Genomic DNA, 19,768 nt, shown 5'->3' with positions numbered 1-19,768 from the left:
ATGCCCGACACAACGTCCCGCCCCACCATCGTGGTCGTCGGCCACGGCATGGTCGGCCAGCGGTTCCTCGAAGCCCTCGCCGAGCGCGGCACGACCGGCCGGGCGCGGGTCGTGGTGCTCTGCGAGGAGCCGCGCCCCGCCTACGACCGGGTCCGGCTGACCTCGTACTTCTCCGGCCGCACCCCGGACGAACTCTCCCTGGTCGAGCCGGACTTCATGGCCCGTCACGGTATCGAACTGCGTCTCGACGACCCGGCCGAGTCCGTCGACCGCGCCGCGCGCACGGTCACCTCGCGCGCCGGGCTGACCTTCACGTACGACACGCTCGTGCTGGCCACCGGCTCGTACCCGTTCCTGCCGCCCGTGCCGGGCAAGGACGCGACCGGCTGTTTCGTCTACCGCACGATCGAGGACCTGCTGGCGATCGAGGAGTACGCGAAGACCGCCCGCACCGGCGTCGTGGTGGGCGGCGGGCTGCTCGGTCTGGAGGCGGCCGGCGCGTTGCAGAGCCTCGAACTCGACACGCACATCGTGGAGTTCGCGCCCCGACTGATGCCCGTCCAGGTGGACGACGGTGGCGGCGCGGCACTGCTGCGCAGCGTCGAGGGCCTGGGACTGACCGTCCATACGGGCGTCGGCACACAGGAGGTGACGACGGACGCGGCGGGCGCCGTCAACGGCATGGCGCTGTCGGACGGTTCGGTCCTGGCGGCGGATCTGGTCGTCTTCTCGGCGGGCGTACGGCCCCGGGACCGGCTCGCGCGCGACGCGGGGCTGCGGGTCGGCGAACGCGGCGGCATCGCGGTCGACGAGCGGTGCCGTACGTCGGATCCCCGGGTCTTCGCGATCGGCGAGTGCGCGCTCGCGGCCGACGGGCGGGTGTACGGACTGGTGGCGCCCGGGTACGAGATGGCGCGTACGGCGGCGGACGCGATCGCCGAAGTCACCGAGGACGCGGCCAAGTTCACCGGCGCCGATCTGTCCACGAAGCTCAAACTGCTGGGTGTGGACGTCGCCTCGTTCGGGGACGCGCACGGCGTCGCCCCCGGCTGCCTCGACGTCGTGTACGCGGACTCCCGCTCGGGCGTCTACAAGAAGGTCGTCGTCGGCGCGGACGGCACGCTGCTCGGGGGCGTGCTGGTCGGTGACGCCGACGCGTACGGGATGCTCCGCCCGCTGACCGGCTCCGTACCGCCCGTACCGCCGGAACAGCTCGTCCTGCCGCCGGGGGCCGGGACACCGGCCGCACTCGGCCCCGCCTCACTGCCCGACACTGCCGTGATCTGCAGCTGTCACCACGTGACGAAGGGCGCGATCGCCGCGTGCGCGACGCTGCCCGAGGTGAAGAAGTGCACCAAGGCCGGTACGGGCTGCGGCAGTTGTCTGAAGGTGGTCGGACAGCTCCTGCCCACGGCGGGCGACGGCGGACTGTGCGGCTGCTTCCCGCACACGCGGGGCGAGTTGTACGAGATCGTGCGCACCCTGCGCGTGACGTCGTACGCCTCGCTGCTCGACTCGCACGGCCGCGAGAGCGCGCGCGGAGGTGACGGCTGCGAGATCTGCAAGCCGGCCGTCGGCTCGATCATCGCCTCGCTCGCGCCGACGCTGGGGGTGAGCGGCCATGTCCTGGACGGCGAACAGGCCGCGCTCCAGGACACGAACGACCACTTCCTCGCCAACTTGCAGCGCAACGGCTCGTACTCGATCGTCCCCCGCATCCCCGGCGGCGAGATCACACCGGAGAAGCTGATCGTGATCGGCGAGGTGGCACGGGACTTCGGGCTCTACACGAAGATCACGGGCGGCCAGCGCATCGACCTCTTCGGCGCGCGTGTCGATCAACTGCCGCAGATCTGGGCGCGGTTGGTGGCGGCGGGCTTCGAGTCGGGGCACGCGTACGGAAAGGCGCTGCGCACGGTGAAGTCGTGCGTCGGCCGGACGTGGTGCCGGTACGGCGTACAGGACTCGGTGAAGATGGCCATCGATCTGGAGCTGCGTTACCGGGGCCTGCGGGCGCCGCACAAGCTCAAGTCGGCCGTCTCGGGCTGCGCCCGGGAGTGCGCGGAGGCGCGCGGCAAGGACTTCGGGATCATCGCGACGGCGGAGGGCTGGAATCTGTACGTCGGCGGCAACGGCGGCGCCGAGCCGCGCCACGCGGATCTGCTGGCGCGGGATCTGGACGACGAGGCGCTGGTACGGCTGATCGACCGCTTCCTGATGTTCTACATCCGCACCGCCGACCGCCTTGAGCGCACCTCGGCGTGGCTGGGCCGGATCGAGGGCGGTCTCGACCATGTGCGGGACGTGGTCGTGCACGACTCGCTGGGCCTCTGCGGGGAGTTGGAGAAGCTGATGGCCAACCATGTGACGGGCTACCGCGACGAGTGGGCCCAGACGCTGGACGACCCGGAGCGGCTGCGCCGCTTCGTCTCCTTCGTCAACGCGCCGGACGCGCCGGATCCGACGGTGCGGTTCGTGCCGGAGCGCGACCAGGTGAAGCCGGATCTGACGTTTCTGACGCTGGAAGGAGCGCCGGCCCGATGAGCCCGACCCGCTGCCCCGTACTCCAACTCCGCCTCGGCAACGACTGGTTGCCGATCTGCGAGCGGTCCGCGCTCATTCCGGGCCGGGGCGTGGCCGCGCTGCTGCCGGACGGCCGGCAGGCCGCGCTGTTCATGGACCGGGCGGGCCGTACGTACGCGATCGACAACCGCGACCCGTACTCCGGCGCCCAGGTGCTGTCGCGCGGGCTGACCGGCACCCACGACGGCCGGGCCTTCGTGGCGTCGCCGCTGCTGAAGCAGCGCTTCGATCTGGAGACGGGGCGCTGCCTGGACGACGAGTCGGTGGTGGTGACGGTCTACGCCTCCCGCCTCACGCCCCCATCCATCGAATCTTGACCGAGCGTTCCATATAGGCTTAGTGTCGAGCCCGTGGCCAGGACCAAGGAATTCGATCCGGACGCCGCGCTCCAGTCGGCCCTTGAGCTGTTCTGGCGCCGCGGCTACGAGGCGACGTCCATGGCGGACCTCGTCGAGCACCTCGGGATCGGCCGCGCCAGCATCTACGCGACGTTCGGCAACAAGCACGAGCTGTATCTGAAGGCGCTGGACCGGTACGGCGAGACGCATGACCCGCCGCTGCTCGACGCCTTGTCGAAGCCGGGGGCGGCGCTGCCCGCGGTGCGGGCGGTGGTTCGGCTGTTCGCCACCGAGGCGGCCACCGAATCACGCCGCGAGAAGGGCTGCTTCATCACCAACACGGCCGCCGAGCTGGGGCCGCACGACCGCGAGGCGGCCCGCCGGGTCGAGCTGAGCTGGCAGCACATCGAGACACTGACGCACGCGGCGCTCGTCCGGGCCCAGGGCCAGGGCGAGTTGCCGGCCGACCGCGATCCGCGCGCACTGGCGCGGATGCTGCTCGTGCTGATGCAGGGCTTGCGGGTGGTCGGCAAGACTTCGCAGGACCCGGCGCGGGTACATGACGCGGCCGAGCAGGCGCTGACCTTGCTGGACTGAGAATCCCGACGGCACGGCCGACGGGCTCCACGAGCCCGCACCAGCTTTCCGCTGCCCTCTTTCCGCTGTCCTCATAACAGAACGATCGGTCAAGATAAACAGGGGGGCGGTATGACCGCGAGCACGACCACCACACCGGGCGTCGGCACGCCCGTCCGGCCGGCCGCCGCGTTCGCCCTCCTGGGCACCGTCCAGGCGACGCTGATCTTCACGCTCGCCGCGCTCGCCGTACCGCTGCCCGACATCGGGCGGGAGTTCGCCCTCGACCGGTCCCAACTGATCCTGCTCAGCGCCGCGTACGGACTCACCTTCGCCGGACTGCTGCTCCTCGGCGGCCGGTTCGCCGACCGGTACGGCGGGCGCCGCGCGCTCACCGCCGGTCTGCTGGTCTTCGCCGCCGCGTCCGCCGCCGCCCCGCTCGCCCCCGGGTACGAGGCGCTGCTCGCCGGCCGCTTCGCCCAGGGCGTCGGCGCCGCACTCGTCGCACCGGCCGCGATGAACGTGCTGCGTACGGTGTTCGGCTCGCCCGCCGCGTACGGCAGGGCCATGGCGACCTGGGGCGGGCTCTCGGTGCTCGGCGCCACCGCCGGCAACCTCGGCTCAGGCGTCATCTCGGCGCTGCTGTCCTGGCGTTGGAGCTTCGCCGTACCGCTGCTGGTGGCGGGCGCGGCCCTCGCGCTGGCGCCCCGGCTGCTGCCGGACACCGAGCCGGGCGCGGGCCGCTCGCTGGATCTGCCGGGCGCGGTCCTCGCCACCGGCGGGATCACCCTGGCCAGCTACGGCCTCGTCCTCACCGACGCCCACCCGTGGGGTTCGCCGGCGGTGCTCGTACCGCTGACGGCCGGAGTCGCGCTCTGCGCGGCGTTCCTGTTCGCCGAGCGCCGCGCCCGGGACCCGCTGCTGCCGCCGCGCTTCGTCCTCGACCGCCGGCGGGCGACGGGTCTCGCCGCCATCGCGCTGACGGCGGCGGGCACCTCCATGACGTTCGTCCTGCTGTCGCTCCATCTCCAGCAGGGGCGCGGCTACTCGGAGTTGGAGACGTCGGCCGCGTTCGTGCCGTTCGCCGCCGCGCTGCTGGTGTCGGGGCGGGCCGCCGGGCCGCTGATCGGCCGGTACGGGGCGCCGCTCGTCACGGCGGCGGGGCTGGCGACGGGCGCGGCGGGTCTCGCGCTGCTCGCGGCGACGGGTCTGGGCGCGGGAGCCGTGCCGTACGCGTACGGGCTGCTGCCCGGCCTCGTCCTGCTGCCGGCGGGCGCCGCCGCGTCCTTCGCGGGGGCCGCGGTGCTCGCGACCGGCGGGGTCCCCGAGCGGCAGACCGGTCTGGCGGGAGGCGTGCTCAACACGGCCATGGAACTGGGGCCGACGGTGCTCTTCGCCGCGCTGCTGGCCCTCGGCGGCGACGCGGTCTCACTCGCGGTGACGGCGGGCGCGTTCGTGGCGCTCTCCTGCGCCACGGCGGCCACGGCCGCGCTCGCGGCCCGTACTCACCATCCATAGCGAAGTCCGTCTCGAAATCCGTCTCGAAATCCTTATCCGACAAGGGAGTTACCGTGTCCGCTCGCTTCACCGACAAGACCGTCCTCGTCACCGGCGCCGGTTCCGGCATTGGCCGTGCCGTCGCCCTGGCGTTCGCGGCCGAAGGCGCCTCGGTCGTCCTCTCCGGCCGGGGAGCCGCGCCGCTGGAGGAGACGCGCGCCCTGATAGCGGCGGCGGGCGGCGACTCGCTCGTCGTCACCGCCGACGTCTCGCGGGCGGCCGACGTACAGGCCCTGGTGCGGACTGCCGTCGACCGCTTCGGAGGTCTCGACGTCGCCGTCAACAACGCGGGGATCTTCCGGGGCGGCGTGCCCATCGCCGACCTCCCCGTCGAGGACTGGCAGGCCCTGCTCGACATCAACGTCACCGGCGTCCTGCACTGCCTCCAGGCGGAGATCGCCCATATGCGGGCCAACGGCGGCGGCTCCATCGTCAATGTCTCCTCCAACCTCGGCGCGCACATGCGCATCCCGAACGTGGCCGGCTATCTCACCTCCAAGGCCGCCGTCTCCACGCTGACCCGGGCCGCCGCCCTCGACCACGTCCGGGACGGCGTCCGGATCAACGCCGTCAGCCCCGGCGCGTCGGACACCACGATGTCCCTGCGGTCCGGTGAGACCGCCGCCGACCGCACGGCGCGGATGAAGGAGGAGTCACCGCTCGGCCGGGTGTCCACCACGGAGGAGGTCGCGGCGGCCGTGCTGTATCTCGCCTCGCCGGACGCGGCGTCCGTGGTGGGCGCCGACCTGGTCGTGGACGGGGGCGCGGCGGCGTAGCTGTTCTCAGCGATGACCGGCCAGGCCGCCCCGAAGTTCAGACAGTGGCCATTCGGTCGCCCTACGCTGTTGCGCGCACGCGACCGCAAGCCCACCCCACCCCCATGGAGCGGCCCAGTGGAACGTCGCAATTTTCTGCGTGGAGCGATCATCGGAAGCTCCGCCGCCGCACTCGGCGGCACTCTCTGGCGCGGCGCGGCCTACGCCGACCCCGCGCAGCCCGGCGCGGGACCGTACGGAGCGCTCGGATCCGCCGACGGCAACAACATCCGGCTGCCCGCCGGATTCACCAGCAGGGTCGTCGCGCGGTCCGGGCAGACCGTGCCCGGCACGTCGTACACCTGGCACAACGCCCCTGACGGCGGCGCCTGTTACGCCGACGGCAGTGGCTGGATATACGTCTCCAACTCGGAGATCAATCCGTCCGGCGGCGCGGGCGCGGTCCGTTTCTCCGCGGCGGGCGCGATAACCGGCGCGTACCGGATCCTCGCGAACACCCGGCAGAACTGCGCGGGCGGCAGTACCCCGTGGAACACCTGGCTCTCCTGCGAGGAGGTGACCCGGGGGTATGTGTACGAGACCGATCCGTGGGGCGTGAAGGCGGCCGTACGGCGCGACGCGATGGGCCTGTTCAAGCACGAGGCCGCGGCGGCCGACCCGGTGCGCCAGGTGATCTATCTGACCGAGGACGAGACGAACGGGTGCTTCTACCGCTTCACGCCCACCACTTGGGGCGATCTCTCCTCGGGCACCCTCCAGGTGCTGCGGGCCGGCACCGCCACCTCGGGTTCCTTCACCTGGGTGACGGTGCCGGACCCGGACGGTTCGCCGACCCAGACCCGTGACCAGGTCTCGGGCGCCAAGCGGTTCAACGGCGGCGAGGGCTGCTACTACGCGGACGGCTCGGTGTGGTTCACCACGAAGGGCGACAACCGCGTCTGGCGGGTCGATCCGGCGGCGTCCACCTACGAGTTGACGTACGACGACTCGCTCGTCAGCGGCGGCGGTGCCCCGCTGACCGGGGTCGACAACGTCACCGGCTCCTCGTCCGGCGATCTGTTCGTCGCGGAGGACGGCGGGAATCTGGAGATCTGCGTGATCACTCCCGATGACGTCGTCGCGTCGTTCCTGCGCGTCGGCGGACAGTCGGGCTCCGAGATCACCGGTCCGGCCTTCTCGCCCGACGGATCGCGGCTGTACTTCTCCAGCCAGCGCGGTACGAGCGGCAGTTCGTCGGGCGGCATCACCTACGAGGTGACGGGGCCGTTCCGTACATAGGACGTAGCCGCGAAGTCCCGCCTGGACAGCCCCTGGGCGCCGCCGTGCAACAGGGCGGCGCCCAGCGGTGTGAGCGAGTGCAGGACGGCGTTGCCGTGGCGCAGGGTCACCACGAGGCCCGCCTCGCGCAGGACGCACGCGTGCTGGCTGGCCGAGGCGAGCGACACCCCTGCCCTGCGGGCCAGTTCGCTGGTGGTCGTGCCGTGCTCTATCGCGCTCAGGACGGCGGAGCGCGTACGGCCGACCAGCCGGCCGAGTGACGCTCCCGCGCCCCGGCCGCCGTGCCCAACGGCGACCGGGGCGTCCGCGTACGTGACGGGGTAGACGAGCACCGGCGGCAGCGCCGGGTCGCGGTAGACGACCGGTGTCGCGCGGCAGAAGAACGACGGCTGGAGCAGCAACCCCCGCCCGTCCAGCCACAGTTCGCGGTCGACGGGATAGTCGGCCTCCAGGACCGGCGCGCGCCAGCGGATCATCGGCGGGAGTGTGGCGAGCAGTTCGTCGGTACCGCCGTCGAGCAGCGCCCGGCCCCTGACGACGCGGTCCGCCTCGGCGCGGGCCCTGATGTGCGGCCAGTACGGCTCCACGGCGGCCCGGTGGTAAGCGCGCAGCGCCCCGGCGAGCCGGCCCAGCTCCGCCGGGTCGTCCTCGCGGAGCGGGGCGGACCGGGCGGGCGGCGCGGGCGACGCGGAGGCGAGCAGGGCCAGTTCCGTACGGACCTGCTCCCCCGGTGTCGCGCGCAGCGCCTCCAGCCCCTCCGCGAGGCCGAAGCGGCTCTCCGGCGGGTTGAGGAAATCCGGGAAATAGCCGCGCTTCGGCACCAGCGCGCCGAGCAGACGTGTTTCACCTTTCAACCGCACGCGCGTTTCCGTGCGCCATTCCCCGAAGACGAGTGCGCCCCGTCGGTCGCGCAATCGGTGAAAGCTGAGAATCGTTTCCCACAGCGGGTCGGGACCGGCGGCCATCCGTACCCCGCCGAGGTCTCTCCCCGTGAAATGAATTCGCAGCACCGATCCCCCACTTGTTACTTCTGTGCATCCGCAATCGACCTCAGCGATGAGTATGCATGCCATCACAGGCCGTCACCACGGAGTTTCAGCCACAGTTGAAACGCTTCGCGCGGGCCGGGTGCGAAACGAAAGGCTGTACCAGGTCAGGCGCGAAACCCGAGCCACCGGAAAGGCGTAGTGAAGGCCGTGGGGGGCTTTGCTCGCTCGGCGGCGGTCGGTGAGGGTTGAGGCTCCGCGCCCGACGGAAATGGGGTGCGGCCGATGGGTGGGGATCCACCGGCCGCGCCCCGATTTGTTCGCGTCCCGCGCTTATCCGTTCCGGGAAGAGCGGGAGTAAGCAATTTCACATTCACCGCGGCCTGGAAGCCGGGCCGCGGTGTCAGCGTGAGTCGCCGGTACCGTCCGACTCCGCCGCCGCGCGCCCGGCCTCCAGGCGCGCCACAGGGATTCGGAACGGCGAGCAGGACACGTAGTCCAGGCCCACCTCGTGGAAGAAGTGCACCGACTCGGGGTCGCCGCCGTGCTCGCCGCAGACGCCCAGTTTCAGATCGGGCCGCGTCTTGCGGCCGGCCTCGCACGCGCTGCGTACGAGCGCGCCGACACCGTCCATGTCGATCGTCTCGAAGGGGGACACCCCGAAGATGCCCTTCTCCAGGTACGCGGTGAAGAAGCTCGCCTCGACGTCGTCGCGGGAGAAGCCCCACACGGTCTGGGTGAGGTCGTTCGTACCGAAGGAGAAGAACTCGGCGGCTTCCGCGATCTGACCGGCCGTCAGCGCGGCACGCGGCAGTTCGATCATCGTGCCGAGCGACAGCTTGAGGTCGATCCCGGTGGCCTCGCGCACCTCGGCGATGACCTGTTCGGCCTCGTCGCGGACGATCTCCAGCTCCTGGACGGTGCCGACGAGCGGGATCATGATCTCGGCGCGCGGGTCGCCCTTGGCGTTCTTCCGCTCGGCCGCGGCCTCGGCGATGGCGCGGACCTGCATCGCGAACAGTCCGGGGATGACCAGGCCGAGCCGTACGCCGCGCAGTCCGAGCATGGGGTTCTGCTCGTGCAGCTTGTGTACGGCCTGGAGCAGCCGCAGGTCGTTCTCGTTGTGGTCCTTGCGGGACTCGGCGAGCGCGACCCGTACCGACAACTCCGTGATGTCGGGCAGGAATTCGTGCAGCGGCGGGTCCAGCAGCCGTACGGTGACGGGCAGTCCGTCCATCGCCTCGAACAGCTCGACGAAGTCCTTCCTCTGGAGCGGCAGCAGGGTCTTCAGCGCCTGCTCGCGCTCGTCGTCGGTGTCGGCGAGGATCAACCTCTCGACCATGGAGCGGCGTTCACCGAGGAACATGTGCTCGGTGCGGCACAGTCCGATGCCCTGCGCGCCGAAGCGGCGGGCCCGCAGCGCGTCCTCGGCGTTGTCCGCGTTGGCGCGCACCCGCAGCCGGCGGCGGCGGTCGGCGTACGCCATCATCCGGTGCACGGCCTCGACCAGTTCGTCGGCGTCGTCGGCGCCCGCGTGCATGCGGCCCTCGAAGTACTCGACCACCGGCGAGGGGACGACCGGGACCTCGCCGAGGTAGACCTTGCCGGTCGAGCCGTCGACGGAGACGATGTCGCCCTCCTCGATGACGGTCTTGCCGGCGGTCATCCGGCGCCGCTTGGTGTCGACCTCCAGCTCCTCGGCGCCGCAGACACAGGTCTTGCCCATGCCGCGGGCGACGACGGCGGCGTGCGAGGTCTTGCCGCCGCGCGAGGTGAGGATGCCCTCGGCGGCGATCATGCCGTCCAGGTCGTCGGGGTTGGTCTCACGGCGGATGAGGATGACCCGCTCGCCGGAGCGCGACCACTTGACGGCGGTGTACGAGTCGAAGACGGCCTTGCCGACGGCGGCGCCGGGCGACGCGGCGATCCCGCGCCCCAGCAGCTCGGCACCCTTCCCGCCGTCGTCGAAGCGCGGGAACATCAGCTGGGCGAGCTGCGAGCCGTTGACGCGCTGGAGCGCCTCCGCCTCGTCGATCAGGCCCTGGTCGACGAGCTGGGTCGCGATCCGGAAGGCGGCACCGGCGGTGCGCTTGCCGACACGGGTCTGGAGCATCCACAACTCGCCGCGCTCGATGGTGAATTCGATGTCGCAGAGGTCCCGGTAGTGCGTCTCCAGGATCTCCATGATCTGCAGCAGCCGGTCGTACGACTTCTTGTCGATGGTCTCCAGGTCGGCGAGCGGCACGGTGTTGCGGATACCGGCGACGACGTCCTCGCCCTGCGCGTTCTGGAGGTAGTCGCCGTACACGCCCTGGTGGCCGCTGGCCGGGTCGCGGGTGAAGGCGACGCCGGTGCCGGAGTCGGGGCCGAGGTTGCCGAAGACCATGGAGCAGATGTTGACGGCGGTGCCGAGGTCGCCGGGGATGCGTTCCTGGCGGCGGTAGAGCTTGGCGCGGTCGGTGTTCCAGGACTCGAAGACGGAGCGGATGGCGAGGTCCATCTGCTCGCGCGGGTCCTGCGGGAAGTCACGGCCCGCGTCGCGCGCGACGATCTTCTTGAACTGCTTGACCAGCTTCTTCAGGTCGCCGGCGTCGAGGTCGATGTCGGTGGCGGCCTTCTTCGCCCGCTTGGCCTCCTCCAGCGCCTCCTCGAAGAGGTCGCCGTCCACGCCGAGGACCGTCTTGCCGAACATCTGGATGAGCCTGCGGTACGAGTCCCAGGCGAAGCGCTCGTCGCCGGACTGCTTGGCGAGGCCGGCGACGGACTTGTCCGACAGCCCGATGTTGAGGACGGTGTCCATCATCCCGGGCATGGAGAACTTGGCGCCGGACCGTACGGAGACGAGCAGCGGGTCGTCGGCCTGGCCGAGCTTCTTGCCCATGGTCGCTTCGAGGGCGTCGAGGTGCGCGCTGACCTCGGCACGCAGGGCGGCCGGCTCCGTGCCGGTGTCGAGGTAGACCTTGCAGGCCTCGCTGGTGATCGTGAAGCCCGGAGGGACGGGCAGTCCGAGGTTGGTCATCTCGGCGAGGTTGGCGCCCTTGCCGCCGAGGAGGCCCTTGAGATCCTTGTTGCCCTCGGTGAAGTCGTAGACGAACTTCTGGTCCTGTGGGGCGTTGTCTGCCGCTACGTGGGTGTCTTTGCTTTCCGACACGGATCTCGACTCCTCCGGGAGGCGCTGGCTGCCCTGACGGCGAGGAACATACCCAGATCGAAGGTGCCTGGACATGTCCACTTGTCCGTCATACGGCCGCAACCACCCGTCCGCCACTGGATCGAATGCGTATGCCGGGGGGTCACCCACCCCGCTCCCCTTCACGCCTCGAACCGGGCATGACCTTTGCATGACATAACCCGCTCATCTGAGCCGGTATCGCGACTTCTGAGTTCACCTCTCGAACACGGAAGGGGTGGCACCCAGTGCCACCCCTTCCGGAAGTGCAGTCGGTCGTCAACCGCTCGTCTGAGCGAAGGATCTATCAGACGTGGCGAGAATCACGCCCTCCAGAACCGTCTCCAGCACCGCCAGATCCACGTCCTCCAGGCTGCCCGCGAAGTACCGGCCCTCCCCCGGTGCCACCGGCAGGAGCGAGGGGACGACGAGGACGGGGCACCCGGCGGCCTCGGCGGAGGCCGTACCGTCCGGGGAGTCCTCCACGGCCACGCACGCCCTGGCCTCGACGCCGAAGCGCTCGGCCGCCGCCCGGTAGGGATCCGGGTGCGGCTTGGTCCGTACGGTGTCGTCGGCCGACAGCGTGAAGGCGAAGGCGACATCGGCCAGGGAGCCGGCGACGACCGAGTCGACCACGGTCCGCGGTGAGGCGCTGACCAGCGCGAACGGCACCCCGGCGGCTTCGAGTGCGGCCAGCAGCCGACGGGCTCCGGGGCGCGGCGGCGCGCCCGCGTCGACGCGCCGGAGGAAGGCGGCGGCGAGGTCGGCGGCGACCGCGTCCGGGGAGGGACCGTCCGGGACAGGCCCGTCCAGGGAGGGCGTGCCCGTCACCCGTACGAGATGGGCGGCCGTGTCGGCGACGGCGCGGCCCACGACCTCGCGCGCGTCGGCGTCCGAGAGGTGGTGGCCGAGGCCGGCGGCGACCTCGGCGGCCGACTCCCACCACAGCGTCTCGGTGTCCACGAGGGTGCCGTCCATGTCGAAGAGCACGGCGGCGGGCCTGCCACCCGGGGCGCTCACGCGCCCGTCCCGGCCGCCGGGGCGACGACCAGCACGGGGCGGTCGGCGGGCCGGACCGTGGCCCGGACACCCGGTGCCAGTGCCCCCGCGTCCCGTGACGGCACGTCGGCCTTCACGGAGCCGCCGCCGGGCAGATCGAGCAGCACACGGGTCACGGACCCGAAGAACGACGCGGAGACGACCGTGGCCGTCCCCCGTTCATCGGCGGTCGCCGTGACGTTCTCGGGCCGGATCAGCACGTCCACTTCGAGGTCGCGGCCCGCCGGGATCTCGCCGTCCACCGGCAGCGTGACTCCGGCGACCGCCACCCGGCCGCCGTCGGTGAGCCGTCCCGGCAGCCGGTTCATCGTGCCGACGAACTCGGCGACGAAGGCGGTCGCGGGCCGCTCGTACAGCTCGGCGGGCGGCGCGCACTGCTCAAGCCGGCCCGCGTTGAGAACGGCGACGCGGTCGGCCATCGACAGCGCTTCCTCCTGGTCGTGCGTGACGAAGATCGTGGTGATGCCGAGCGAGAGCTGGAGCCGCCGGATCTCCTCGCGCAGGGACAGCCGGACCTTCGCGTCGAGCGCCGACAGCGGCTCGTCGAGCAGCAGGACACGGGGGCGCAGCGCGAGCGCGCGGGCCAGCGCGACCCGCTGCTGCTGGCCGCCGGACAGCTGGTGCGGGAAGCGGTCACCGTGCTCGGGAAGGCCGACGAGGTCGAGGAGTTCGGCGGCGCGGGTGCGCCGCTCGGCGGCGGACACCTTCCGTACGCGCAGCCCGAACGCCACGTTGTCGCGGGCGCTCAGATGCGGGAAGAGGCTGTACGACTGGAACACCATGCCCGCGTCACGGCGGTTGGCCGGGACCCGGGTGATGTCTTCGCCGTCCACGAGCACGTCGCCGGCGTCGGGGTGCTCGAAGCCGGCGAGGACGCGCAGCGCGGTGGTCTTGCCGCAGCCCGACGGGCCGAGCAGGGCGAGGAGTTCGCCGGGGCGGGCGGTCAGATCGAGACCGTCGAGCGCGACGGTGGGGCCGAACTCCCTTCGCAGACCGCGGAATTCGACGAGCGCGCCGGGGGCGTTCGGCGCTGCGGCGGCCGCGCCGCCGGGCAGCGTGGTGGTGGCTGACATGGTGGCTACTCCTTGCCGGAGAGGGGAGTTGGGGCGTCGGCGCCCGCGCGCGCTCCCGCGCGGGACAGGGCCATCAGCAGCGCCCATGCGATCAGCAGGCTGAGCAGCGACACCGCGACCGACGTCTGGGCCTGGGAGCCGGAGATGGTGACGATCCACACCGCGAACGGCTGATAGCCGAGCAGCGCGGCGATCGTGTACTCGCCGAGGACCAGCGCCAGCGTGAGGAACGAGGCCCCCGCGAGCGACGAGCGCAGATTGGGCAGGACGACGCGGAGGATCACGTACGGCATGCTCGCCCCGCAGTTGCGCGCGGCCTCGACGAGCGTGGGGACATCGACGGCGCGCAGCCCCGCGTCCAGCGACCGGTACACGAACGGCAGCGCGAGCACGGTGTACGCGATCACCAGCACCAGCGGGAACGACTCGTTCTGCACGACGATGAACGTCTGGTACAGCGGTGTCGTGGACAGGTGCTCCGGTCCCCAGCGCAGCACGGTGGTGATCCCGCTGACCAGTGCGATCGGCGGCACCACCAGCGGCAGCATGCAGACGATCTCCACGACGGGGCGCAGCCGCGGCGCCCCGAGCCGTACGGCGACGAGCGCGGGCACGGCCAGCAGCAGGGACAGCGCGATGGTGCAGGCGGCGAGTCCGAGCGACAGCAGCAGGCTGTCCGCGAAGCCGTCGGCCGACAGGATGCCGGTGTACGCCTCGAAGGAGACGCCCTGTCCCGGCGTGTGCACGGTGAAGACGAACGAGGCGAGCAGGGGGACGACGAAGTAGATCCCGGCCAGGGCCAGTACGGCGCCGCGCCAGACGCGCGGGCGGTTCCTCCTCCGTACGAAGGACGCGACGGGCGCTGCTTCCTTTGAAGGCGCCGTCGGGGTCAGTGCAGCCATCGGGTGCTCCGTCGCTGGAGGGGCAGGTAGAGCGCCATCACCACACCGGCGATCACGATCATGTCGAGGCTCAGCGCGAGCGCCACGTTCTCCTGGCCGACCTGCACGTTGCCGGACAGCGCGGCGGCGATCTTCAGCGTGACCAGCGGCACGGACCCGCCGACGAGCGCGGCGGCCGTCGCGTACGCGGCGAAGGCGCTGCCGAAGAGCAGCACGAATCCGCCGAGCAGGGTGGGGGCGAGAACCGGCAGCCCGACATGGCGCCAGAACTGCGCGTCCGTGGCCCCGGCGTTCTGCGCGGCCTCGCGCCACTGCGGGCGCAGGCCGTCCAGCGCGGGGACGCTGACCAGCACCATCAGCGGCACCAGGAAGTAGAGGTAGATCACGGTGAGTCCGGTGAAGGAGTACAGATTCCAGCCCGCCGCGTCGAGGTGCGCGAGCTGCGTGACGACACCGGAGATACCGAGGGTCGCGACGAAGGCGAACGCGAGGGGCACGCCGCCGAAGTTGGCGAGGACACCGGACGCGGTGAGGACGGACTCGCGCAGCGCGCGCCGCCGTGAGGTGACGACGGCCTGGGCGATGAGCATGCCGAGGACGGTGCCGATCAGGGCGGTCAGCGCGGACAGTTCGACGCTCCCGGTGAGGGAGGTGAGGTACGGCCCCTGGAGCGAGGTGGTGACGTTCGCGCCGGTGGCCGAAGTGGCTCCGGTGACCGGGTCCTTGGTGGTGAAGGCCCCGTACACGACGGCGGCGACGGGCAGTCCGAGGCAGACACCGGCGAAGACGAGCAGCGGCAGTGCCCCGAGCCAGGCGCGCGGCCGGGGCGCCCGCCGCCGACGGCGGGCGCCGTCGGCGGTGCCCGGAGCGGGCGGGGAGGCGGCGACGGCCATCAGGAGACGGCCTTGTCCCAGTTCTCGGCGAGCACGGCCTTGACGCTGTCGAGATCGGCGGCCTCGGGGAACGTCGGGTCGCCGTCGACCTTGGGCAGCTTGGTGACGAAGGCCTTGTCGACGGAGCCGTCCTCGGTCATCGAGGGCAGCAGTACGGGCCTGGCGTACCCCTTCAGGAAGAGGTTCTGGCCCTCCGTGCTGTACAGGTACTCCATCCACAGGCGGGCGGCGGCCGGGTGCGGCGCGTCCTTGTTGATCGCCTGCGAGTAGTACTGGGCGTACACGCCGTCGGTCGGTACGGCGACCTGCCAGTCGACGCCCTTGCCCTTGAACTGGTCGGCGTAGCCGGCGTTCAGATAGTCCCAGTCGATCGAGATGGGCGTCTCGCCCTTCTGGACCGTCGCCGGGGTGGACTCGACGGGGATGAAGTTGCCGCTCTTCTTCAGCTTGCCGAAGAAGTCGATGCCGGGCTGGATGTCGGTGAAGCTCCCCTTGTTGGCGAGGGACGCCGCGTACACGCCGCCGAAGGCCGAACCGGACTTGTTCGGGTTGCCGTTGAGCGCGACCTTGCCCTTGTACTCGGGCTTGAGGAGATCCGCGAAGGTGGTGGGGCAGGTCTTGATCCGCTCGGCATCGCAGCCGATGGAGATGTAGCCGCCGTAGTCGTTGTACCAGAGGCCGTTCGGGTCCTTCTGGGCCGTGGGGATCTTGTCGAAGGACGTCACCTTGTAGGGGGTGAAGAGACCTTCGGCGGCGCCGCTGCGGTCGAAGGGGATGCCGAGGTCGACGACGTCGGGGGCGCGGTCCTGGCCCTTGCGGGACTTGATGGCGTTGATCTCGTCGGCGCTGGCGGCGTCCGGCGTCTCGACCTTCACCTCGACCTTGTACTTCGCCTCGAACGACTTGATGATCTCGCCGTAGTTCGCCCAGTCCGGCGGCAGGGCTATCGCGTTGAGCGTGCCCTCCTTCTCGGCCGCGGCGACGAGGGCGTCCAGGCCGCCGAAGTCCGCGACGGACGCGGCGGCGCCGGCCTTCACACCGCCGGCGGTGTCGGCGTCGGCGGACGTTTCGGACTTCGCACCGCAGGCGGTGAGCGTGGTGAGTGCGGCGGTACTGAGCGCCAGGGCGGCGATGAGCCGGCCGTTGGCACGTACGCGGATACGGGTCACGCGGAGTCTCCCGGAGGCGATGAGGGTTCGAGCCGATGGCTCAACTTGTTCAGACAAGCTGGGATCAGTTCGCCCGGTGCGGATGGCCGGGGGGTGAACGGCCGATGGCCGTCGCGGCACAGGCCGCGGAAGACAAAAACGCCCACAAAGCACCTGATCGGCACAGGAATTCGGGAGGGTGGGGGGTGGGTGCGTGGGAGCGGGTACGGTGCCGGGGAGGCGTCCGCGTACCGGCGTACGTGTGCACAGCCGGGCCGGCTGACCGACCGGCACGAGCGATCGGCGTGGGGAGAGCGACGGCGTGGCGGATTCACCGAGTTCAGCGAGTTCAGCGGATTCACCGGGTCCGGCTGGATCGACCGGACCGACGGGACCGACGGGATCGACCGGACCGACGGGATCGCGTTATCTGGAGATCGCGGAGGCGCTGCGCCGGTCGATCCTCGACGGCGAGTACCCGATCGGCGCGCGCCTGCCGTCCGAGAGCGATCTCGCGGCCCAGTGGTCCGCCTCGCGCGGCACGGTCCGCCAGGCGGTGGGGCTGCTCGCCTCCGAGGGCCTGATCGGCTCCCGCCAGGGGGCCCGCCGGGTCGTCCTGCGCCAGGAGCGGCGCCACAGCTTCCAGCAGCTCAACAGCTTCGCGCAGTGGGCGCGGGCGATGGGCAGCGAGGTCGCCAGCCGCATCCTGACGCGTACGACCCGCCCGGCCACCGCCGAGGAGACGGCCCGCCTCGGCATCACCCCCGGCAGCGAGGTCCTCGACGTGCTGCGGCTGCGCCACCTCGACGGCGAGCCGGTCCTGGTCGAGCGCACCGCCTACACGGACTGGGTGGCCCCGGCCGTCCGGGCGCTGCCCGACGACTGCGTGTCGATCATGGACAGCATCGCGGCGGACGCGGGCATAGTCGCCCACTACGGCGAGCATCTGATCGACGCGCTCGCGGCGGGCAGCGAGGACGCCAGGCTGCTGCGGGTCCGCCGGGGCAGCCCGCTGCTGCGCCAGCGGTATCTCACGTACACGGCGGCGGGCCGCCCCATCGAGTGGACCGACGACCGCTACCGCGCGGGCACCGTCGCCTTCAGCGTCTCCAACTCGGCCGCGGCGGCGCCGCTGGAGCGCCACGCGGTGCCGGGCGCCGCCGGCCGTTGATTGGACTTTCGGCAGTGTCGGAACGTCCTCGCGCTCCGTACGGTCGTACGGGTGAACAGCGCGACGGCCCGCAGGGCCCTCTCCTCCGGGAGTCTTCCGACGGCGGCGGCCGCGGTGGGCGCCGGCCTGAGCGCGGTGAGCCTGTGGTGGACCGTGCCGACGGTGCTCGCCGCGTTCCTGGCGGGGCGCCGGCCCGGCAGGACGGGTCCGACCGCACTCCTGCTGGTCGCGGTGCTCGCGGCCGGGGTGGTGGCGGTGACCACCGTTCCCGCCTGGTACGCGTTCGGGGGCACGTTCGTCGCGGTGGTGACCTTCGGGGGGATGCTGCCGTGGTTCGCGGGGCGGTTCTGGCGCCAGTGGCAGGACCTCACGCAGGCCGGCTGGGAGCGGGCCGAACAGCTGGCACGCGAACAGCGGTTGGTCGCCGAGCAGGCCAGGTCGCGCGAGCGGGCCCGGATCGCCCAGGACATGCACGACGTGCTCGGCCACGACCTCAGCCTGATCGCGCTGTCGGCCGGCGCGTTGAAGCTCGCCCCCGGCCTTGAGGAACAACACCGGGCGGTCGCCGGGGACATCAGAACCAGGGCGGCGGCGGCCGTGGAGCGGCTGGGCGAGGTGATCGGCGTCCTGCGCGAGGAGGCCGACGGGGCTCCGGAGGGACAGGGGACGGGTATCGCCCGGCTGGCCGAGGAAGCGTCCGCGTCGGGGCTGGCGGTCGAGTTGTGCGTGGACGGTGAGCCGACGGATCTGCCGCCGATGGTCGGGCGGGCCGCCCACCGCGTCGTACAGGAGGCGTTGACGAACGTCGCCAAGCACGCGCCGGACGCGACGGCGACGGTGCGGGTGAGGCATGTGCCCGGGGAGACGACCGTCGCGGTGGAGAACGGTCCCAGGCGATCGTCGGCGTCGTTGCCGCCGTCCCGGAAGGGGACAGTGACGGCCGAGGCGGGACGCGGTCTCATCGGCCTGGACGAACGGGTCCGGCTGACCGGCGGCACCTTCGAGTACGGCCCTCGCGACGGAGGCTTCACCGTCCGGGCCCGCATTCCGCACACCCCGCCGGTCCGGCGCCCACCACCGTCCGACCCGCACCGGTCGACCGGCGAACTGCCCCACGAACACCGCCACGCGCGCCGCCGCGTCACCAGAACCCTGATCGCGGCGGTCATGCTGCCCCTGGTCACGGCGGCGCTGCTGAGCGGGGCGCTCGCCAGATGGGAGATGCTGTCGGCGGCACGGTCGGTGCTCGAACCCGGCGACTACGCCCGTCTGCGGGTGGGGCTCGAAAGGTCCGCGGTGGAACCGCTGTTGCCCGACCGCGAGACGAACCGACGGCCGCCCGGCGCGGAACCGGGAGAGCGAGGAACGACGTGCGAGTACTACGCGATGACGGCCGACCGTTTCGACGATCGCTCCGGCGACGTCTACCGGCTCTGCTACCGGCGGGACACCCTGGTGTCGTTGGACGCCCTCACCCCATGAGCGACCGGACGGGCCCGCGATGATCCGGGTACTGATCGCCGACGACGAACCGATGATCCGCGCCGGAGTGCGTGCCGTGCTGTCCACGTCCCCGGACATGGACGTCGTCGCCGAGGCCGGCGACGGACACGACGCCGTGGAGCTGACCCGGCGTCACCGTCCGGACGTGGCCGTCCTCGACATCCGTATGCCCGGCCTGGGCGGCATCGAGGCCGCGGCGGAGATCCGCGCCACCGTGCCGGACACGAACGTCATCATGCTGACGACGTTCGGCGAGGACGACTACATCCTCCAGGCGCTCGGCGGCGGCGCGGCCGGCTTTCTGATCAAGTCGGGAGAACCGGAGGAACTGATCGCCGGAGTCCGCGCGGTGGCCGAAGGCGCCGCCTATCTGTCACCCAAGGTCGCCGCCCGCGTCGTCGCGCATCTCGCGGCGACCGGCGCGGGCGCCATGGCGGGTCGCCGCGCCGCCGCCCGCGCCAGGACCGACGCACTCACCGGCCGGGAACGCGACGTACTGATCTGCCTGGGCGGCGGGCTCTCCAACGGGCAGATCGCCCGCCGCCTGCATGTGGTGGAGGGGACGGTGAAGGCGCACGTGAGCTCGATCCTCGCCCGTTTGGGAGTGGACAACCGGGCGGCGGCCGCGATCGTGGCACACGAGGCGGGGCTTGTGCCGCCCTCGTAACCGACGCCGCCGCAACAGACTTGGCCGCAAGGGGAGTTGACGCCGGAAGACAGGGACGAGGGTTGACTTTCGTCAGTACGGCGAGCCGT

General features: G+C 71.6%; 16 protein-coding genes. 9 read left to right on the top strand and 7 right to left on the bottom strand.

The window, feature by feature from the left end:
• The 6 genes from nirB to ACFT9I_RS25835 all read left to right on the top strand — a co-directional run bounded on the left by nirB (window position 1) and on the right by ACFT9I_RS25835 (window position 7,108).
• Window positions 1-2,544 carry a nitrite reductase large subunit NirB gene (nirB, locus tag ACFT9I_RS25860; RefSeq protein ID WP_382567936.1) on the top strand — a complete coding sequence of 848 codons (2,544 nt, stop codon included), beginning with the start codon at window positions 1-3 and terminating at the stop codon, window positions 2,542-2,544.
• Complete coding sequence (nirD, locus tag ACFT9I_RS25855) at window positions 2,541-2,900, top strand: nitrite reductase small subunit NirD (RefSeq protein ID WP_382567934.1); 360 nt, start codon at window positions 2,541-2,543, stop codon at window positions 2,898-2,900. The genes nirB and nirD overlap by 4 nt, the downstream gene beginning before the upstream one ends.
• Before the next feature lie 33 nt (window positions 2,901-2,933).
• A complete protein-coding gene (locus ACFT9I_RS25850; protein WP_382567932.1) occupies window positions 2,934-3,518 on the top strand; it encodes a TetR/AcrR family transcriptional regulator in 585 nt (194 codons plus the stop codon).
• A gap of 111 nt (window positions 3,519-3,629) precedes the next feature.
• Window positions 3,630-5,015 carry an MFS transporter gene (locus ACFT9I_RS25845; RefSeq protein WP_382567930.1) on the top strand — a complete coding sequence of 462 codons (1,386 nt, stop codon included), beginning with the start codon at window positions 3,630-3,632 and terminating at the stop codon, window positions 5,013-5,015.
• A gap of 53 nt (window positions 5,016-5,068) precedes the next feature.
• Window positions 5,069-5,830, top strand: coding sequence for an SDR family NAD(P)-dependent oxidoreductase (locus tag ACFT9I_RS25840; RefSeq protein ID WP_382567928.1), 762 nt, complete (start codon window positions 5,069-5,071; stop codon window positions 5,828-5,830).
• 117 nt (window positions 5,831-5,947) lie between these two features.
• Entirely contained in the window at window positions 5,948-7,108 is a 1,161-nt protein-coding gene (locus ACFT9I_RS25835) for an alkaline phosphatase PhoX (protein ID WP_382567926.1), read from the top strand.
• On the opposite strand, the gene ACFT9I_RS25830 is transcribed toward ACFT9I_RS25835, so the two are convergent.
• The 7 genes from ACFT9I_RS25830 to ACFT9I_RS25800 form a co-directional block, all read right to left on the bottom strand.
• Entirely contained in the window at window positions 7,078-8,118 is a 1,041-nt protein-coding gene (locus ACFT9I_RS25830) for an ArsR/SmtB family transcription factor (protein ID WP_382567924.1), read from the bottom strand. The two genes, ACFT9I_RS25835 and ACFT9I_RS25830, sit on opposite strands and share 31 nt — an antisense overlap.
• 379 nt (window positions 8,119-8,497) lie before the next feature.
• Window positions 8,498-11,245: a pyruvate, phosphate dikinase gene (gene ppdK, locus ACFT9I_RS25825; protein WP_382567922.1), complete on the bottom strand. Its 2,748-nt coding sequence runs from the start codon at window positions 11,243-11,245 to the stop codon at window positions 8,498-8,500.
• A gap of 297 nt (window positions 11,246-11,542) precedes the next feature.
• Entirely contained in the window at window positions 11,543-12,283 is a 741-nt protein-coding gene (locus tag ACFT9I_RS25820) for an HAD family hydrolase (protein WP_382567920.1), read from the bottom strand.
• Window positions 12,280-13,395: an ABC transporter ATP-binding protein gene (locus ACFT9I_RS25815; RefSeq protein WP_382567917.1), complete on the bottom strand. Its 1,116-nt coding sequence runs from the start codon at window positions 13,393-13,395 to the stop codon at window positions 12,280-12,282. Before ACFT9I_RS25815 ends, ACFT9I_RS25820 begins: the two co-directional genes overlap by 4 nt.
• Before the next feature lie 5 nt (window positions 13,396-13,400).
• The gene (locus ACFT9I_RS25810; protein WP_382567915.1) at window positions 13,401-14,297 is read right to left on the bottom strand and encodes an ABC transporter permease; all 897 of its coding nucleotides are present in this window, start codon (window positions 14,295-14,297) and stop codon (window positions 13,401-13,403) included.
• A complete protein-coding gene (locus ACFT9I_RS25805; protein WP_382567914.1) occupies window positions 14,285-15,190 on the bottom strand; it encodes an ABC transporter permease in 906 nt (301 codons plus the stop codon). The genes ACFT9I_RS25810 and ACFT9I_RS25805 overlap by 13 nt, the downstream gene beginning before the upstream one ends.
• Complete coding sequence (locus ACFT9I_RS25800; protein WP_382567913.1) at window positions 15,190-16,359, bottom strand: ABC transporter substrate-binding protein; 1,170 nt, start codon at window positions 16,357-16,359, stop codon at window positions 15,190-15,192. Before ACFT9I_RS25800 ends, ACFT9I_RS25805 begins: the two co-directional genes overlap by 1 nt.
• Window positions 16,360-16,768: 409 nt before the next feature.
• Here ACFT9I_RS25800 and ACFT9I_RS25795 point away from each other — a divergent pair, with 409 nt between their 5' ends.
• Genes ACFT9I_RS25795 through ACFT9I_RS25785 form a run of 3 tightly spaced genes read left to right on the top strand, consistent with a single transcriptional unit; the run spans window position 16,769 to window position 19,679 of the window.
• A complete protein-coding gene (locus tag ACFT9I_RS25795) occupies window positions 16,769-17,509 on the top strand; it encodes a GntR family transcriptional regulator (protein WP_382567971.1) in 741 nt (246 codons plus the stop codon).
• 51 nt (window positions 17,510-17,560) lie between these two features.
• A complete protein-coding gene (locus ACFT9I_RS25790; protein ID WP_382567911.1) occupies window positions 17,561-18,991 on the top strand; it encodes a sensor histidine kinase in 1,431 nt (476 codons plus the stop codon).
• 19 nt (window positions 18,992-19,010) lie between these two features.
• Complete coding sequence (locus tag ACFT9I_RS25785; protein ID WP_382567909.1) at window positions 19,011-19,679, top strand: response regulator; 669 nt, start codon at window positions 19,011-19,013, stop codon at window positions 19,677-19,679.
• Window positions 19,680-19,768: the final 89 nt, after the last annotated feature.

The organism is Streptomyces sp. NPDC057137, assembly GCF_042670825.1.
Lineage (GTDB): Bacteria > Actinomycetota > Actinomycetes > Streptomycetales > Streptomycetaceae > Streptomyces.
This window is presented reverse-complemented; position numbering and strand designations above follow the sequence as displayed.

What these genes read in the sequence shown, in the direction of transcription:
- ACFT9I_RS25810 (WP_382567915.1), bottom strand. Translation starts at nt 14,297, where the DNA reads ATGGCTGCACTGACCCCGACGGCGCCTTCAAAGGAAGCAGCGCCCGTC.
- ACFT9I_RS25805 (WP_382567914.1), bottom strand. Translation starts at nt 15,190, where the DNA reads ATGGCCGTCGCCGCCTCCCCGCCCGCTCCGGGCACCGCCGACGGCGCC.
- ACFT9I_RS25815 (WP_382567917.1), bottom strand. Translation starts at nt 13,395, where the DNA reads ATGTCAGCCACCACCACGCTGCCCGGCGGCGCGGCCGCCGCAGCGCCG.
- ACFT9I_RS25845 (WP_382567930.1), top strand. Translation starts at nt 3,630, where the DNA reads ATGACCGCGAGCACGACCACCACACCGGGCGTCGGCACGCCCGTCCGG.
- ACFT9I_RS25785 (WP_382567909.1), top strand. Translation starts at nt 19,011, where the DNA reads ATGATCCGGGTACTGATCGCCGACGACGAACCGATGATCCGCGCCGGA.
- nirB (WP_382567936.1), top strand. Translation starts at nt 1, where the DNA reads ATGCCCGACACAACGTCCCGCCCCACCATCGTGGTCGTCGGCCACGGC.
- nirD (WP_382567934.1), top strand. Translation starts at nt 2,541, where the DNA reads ATGAGCCCGACCCGCTGCCCCGTACTCCAACTCCGCCTCGGCAACGAC.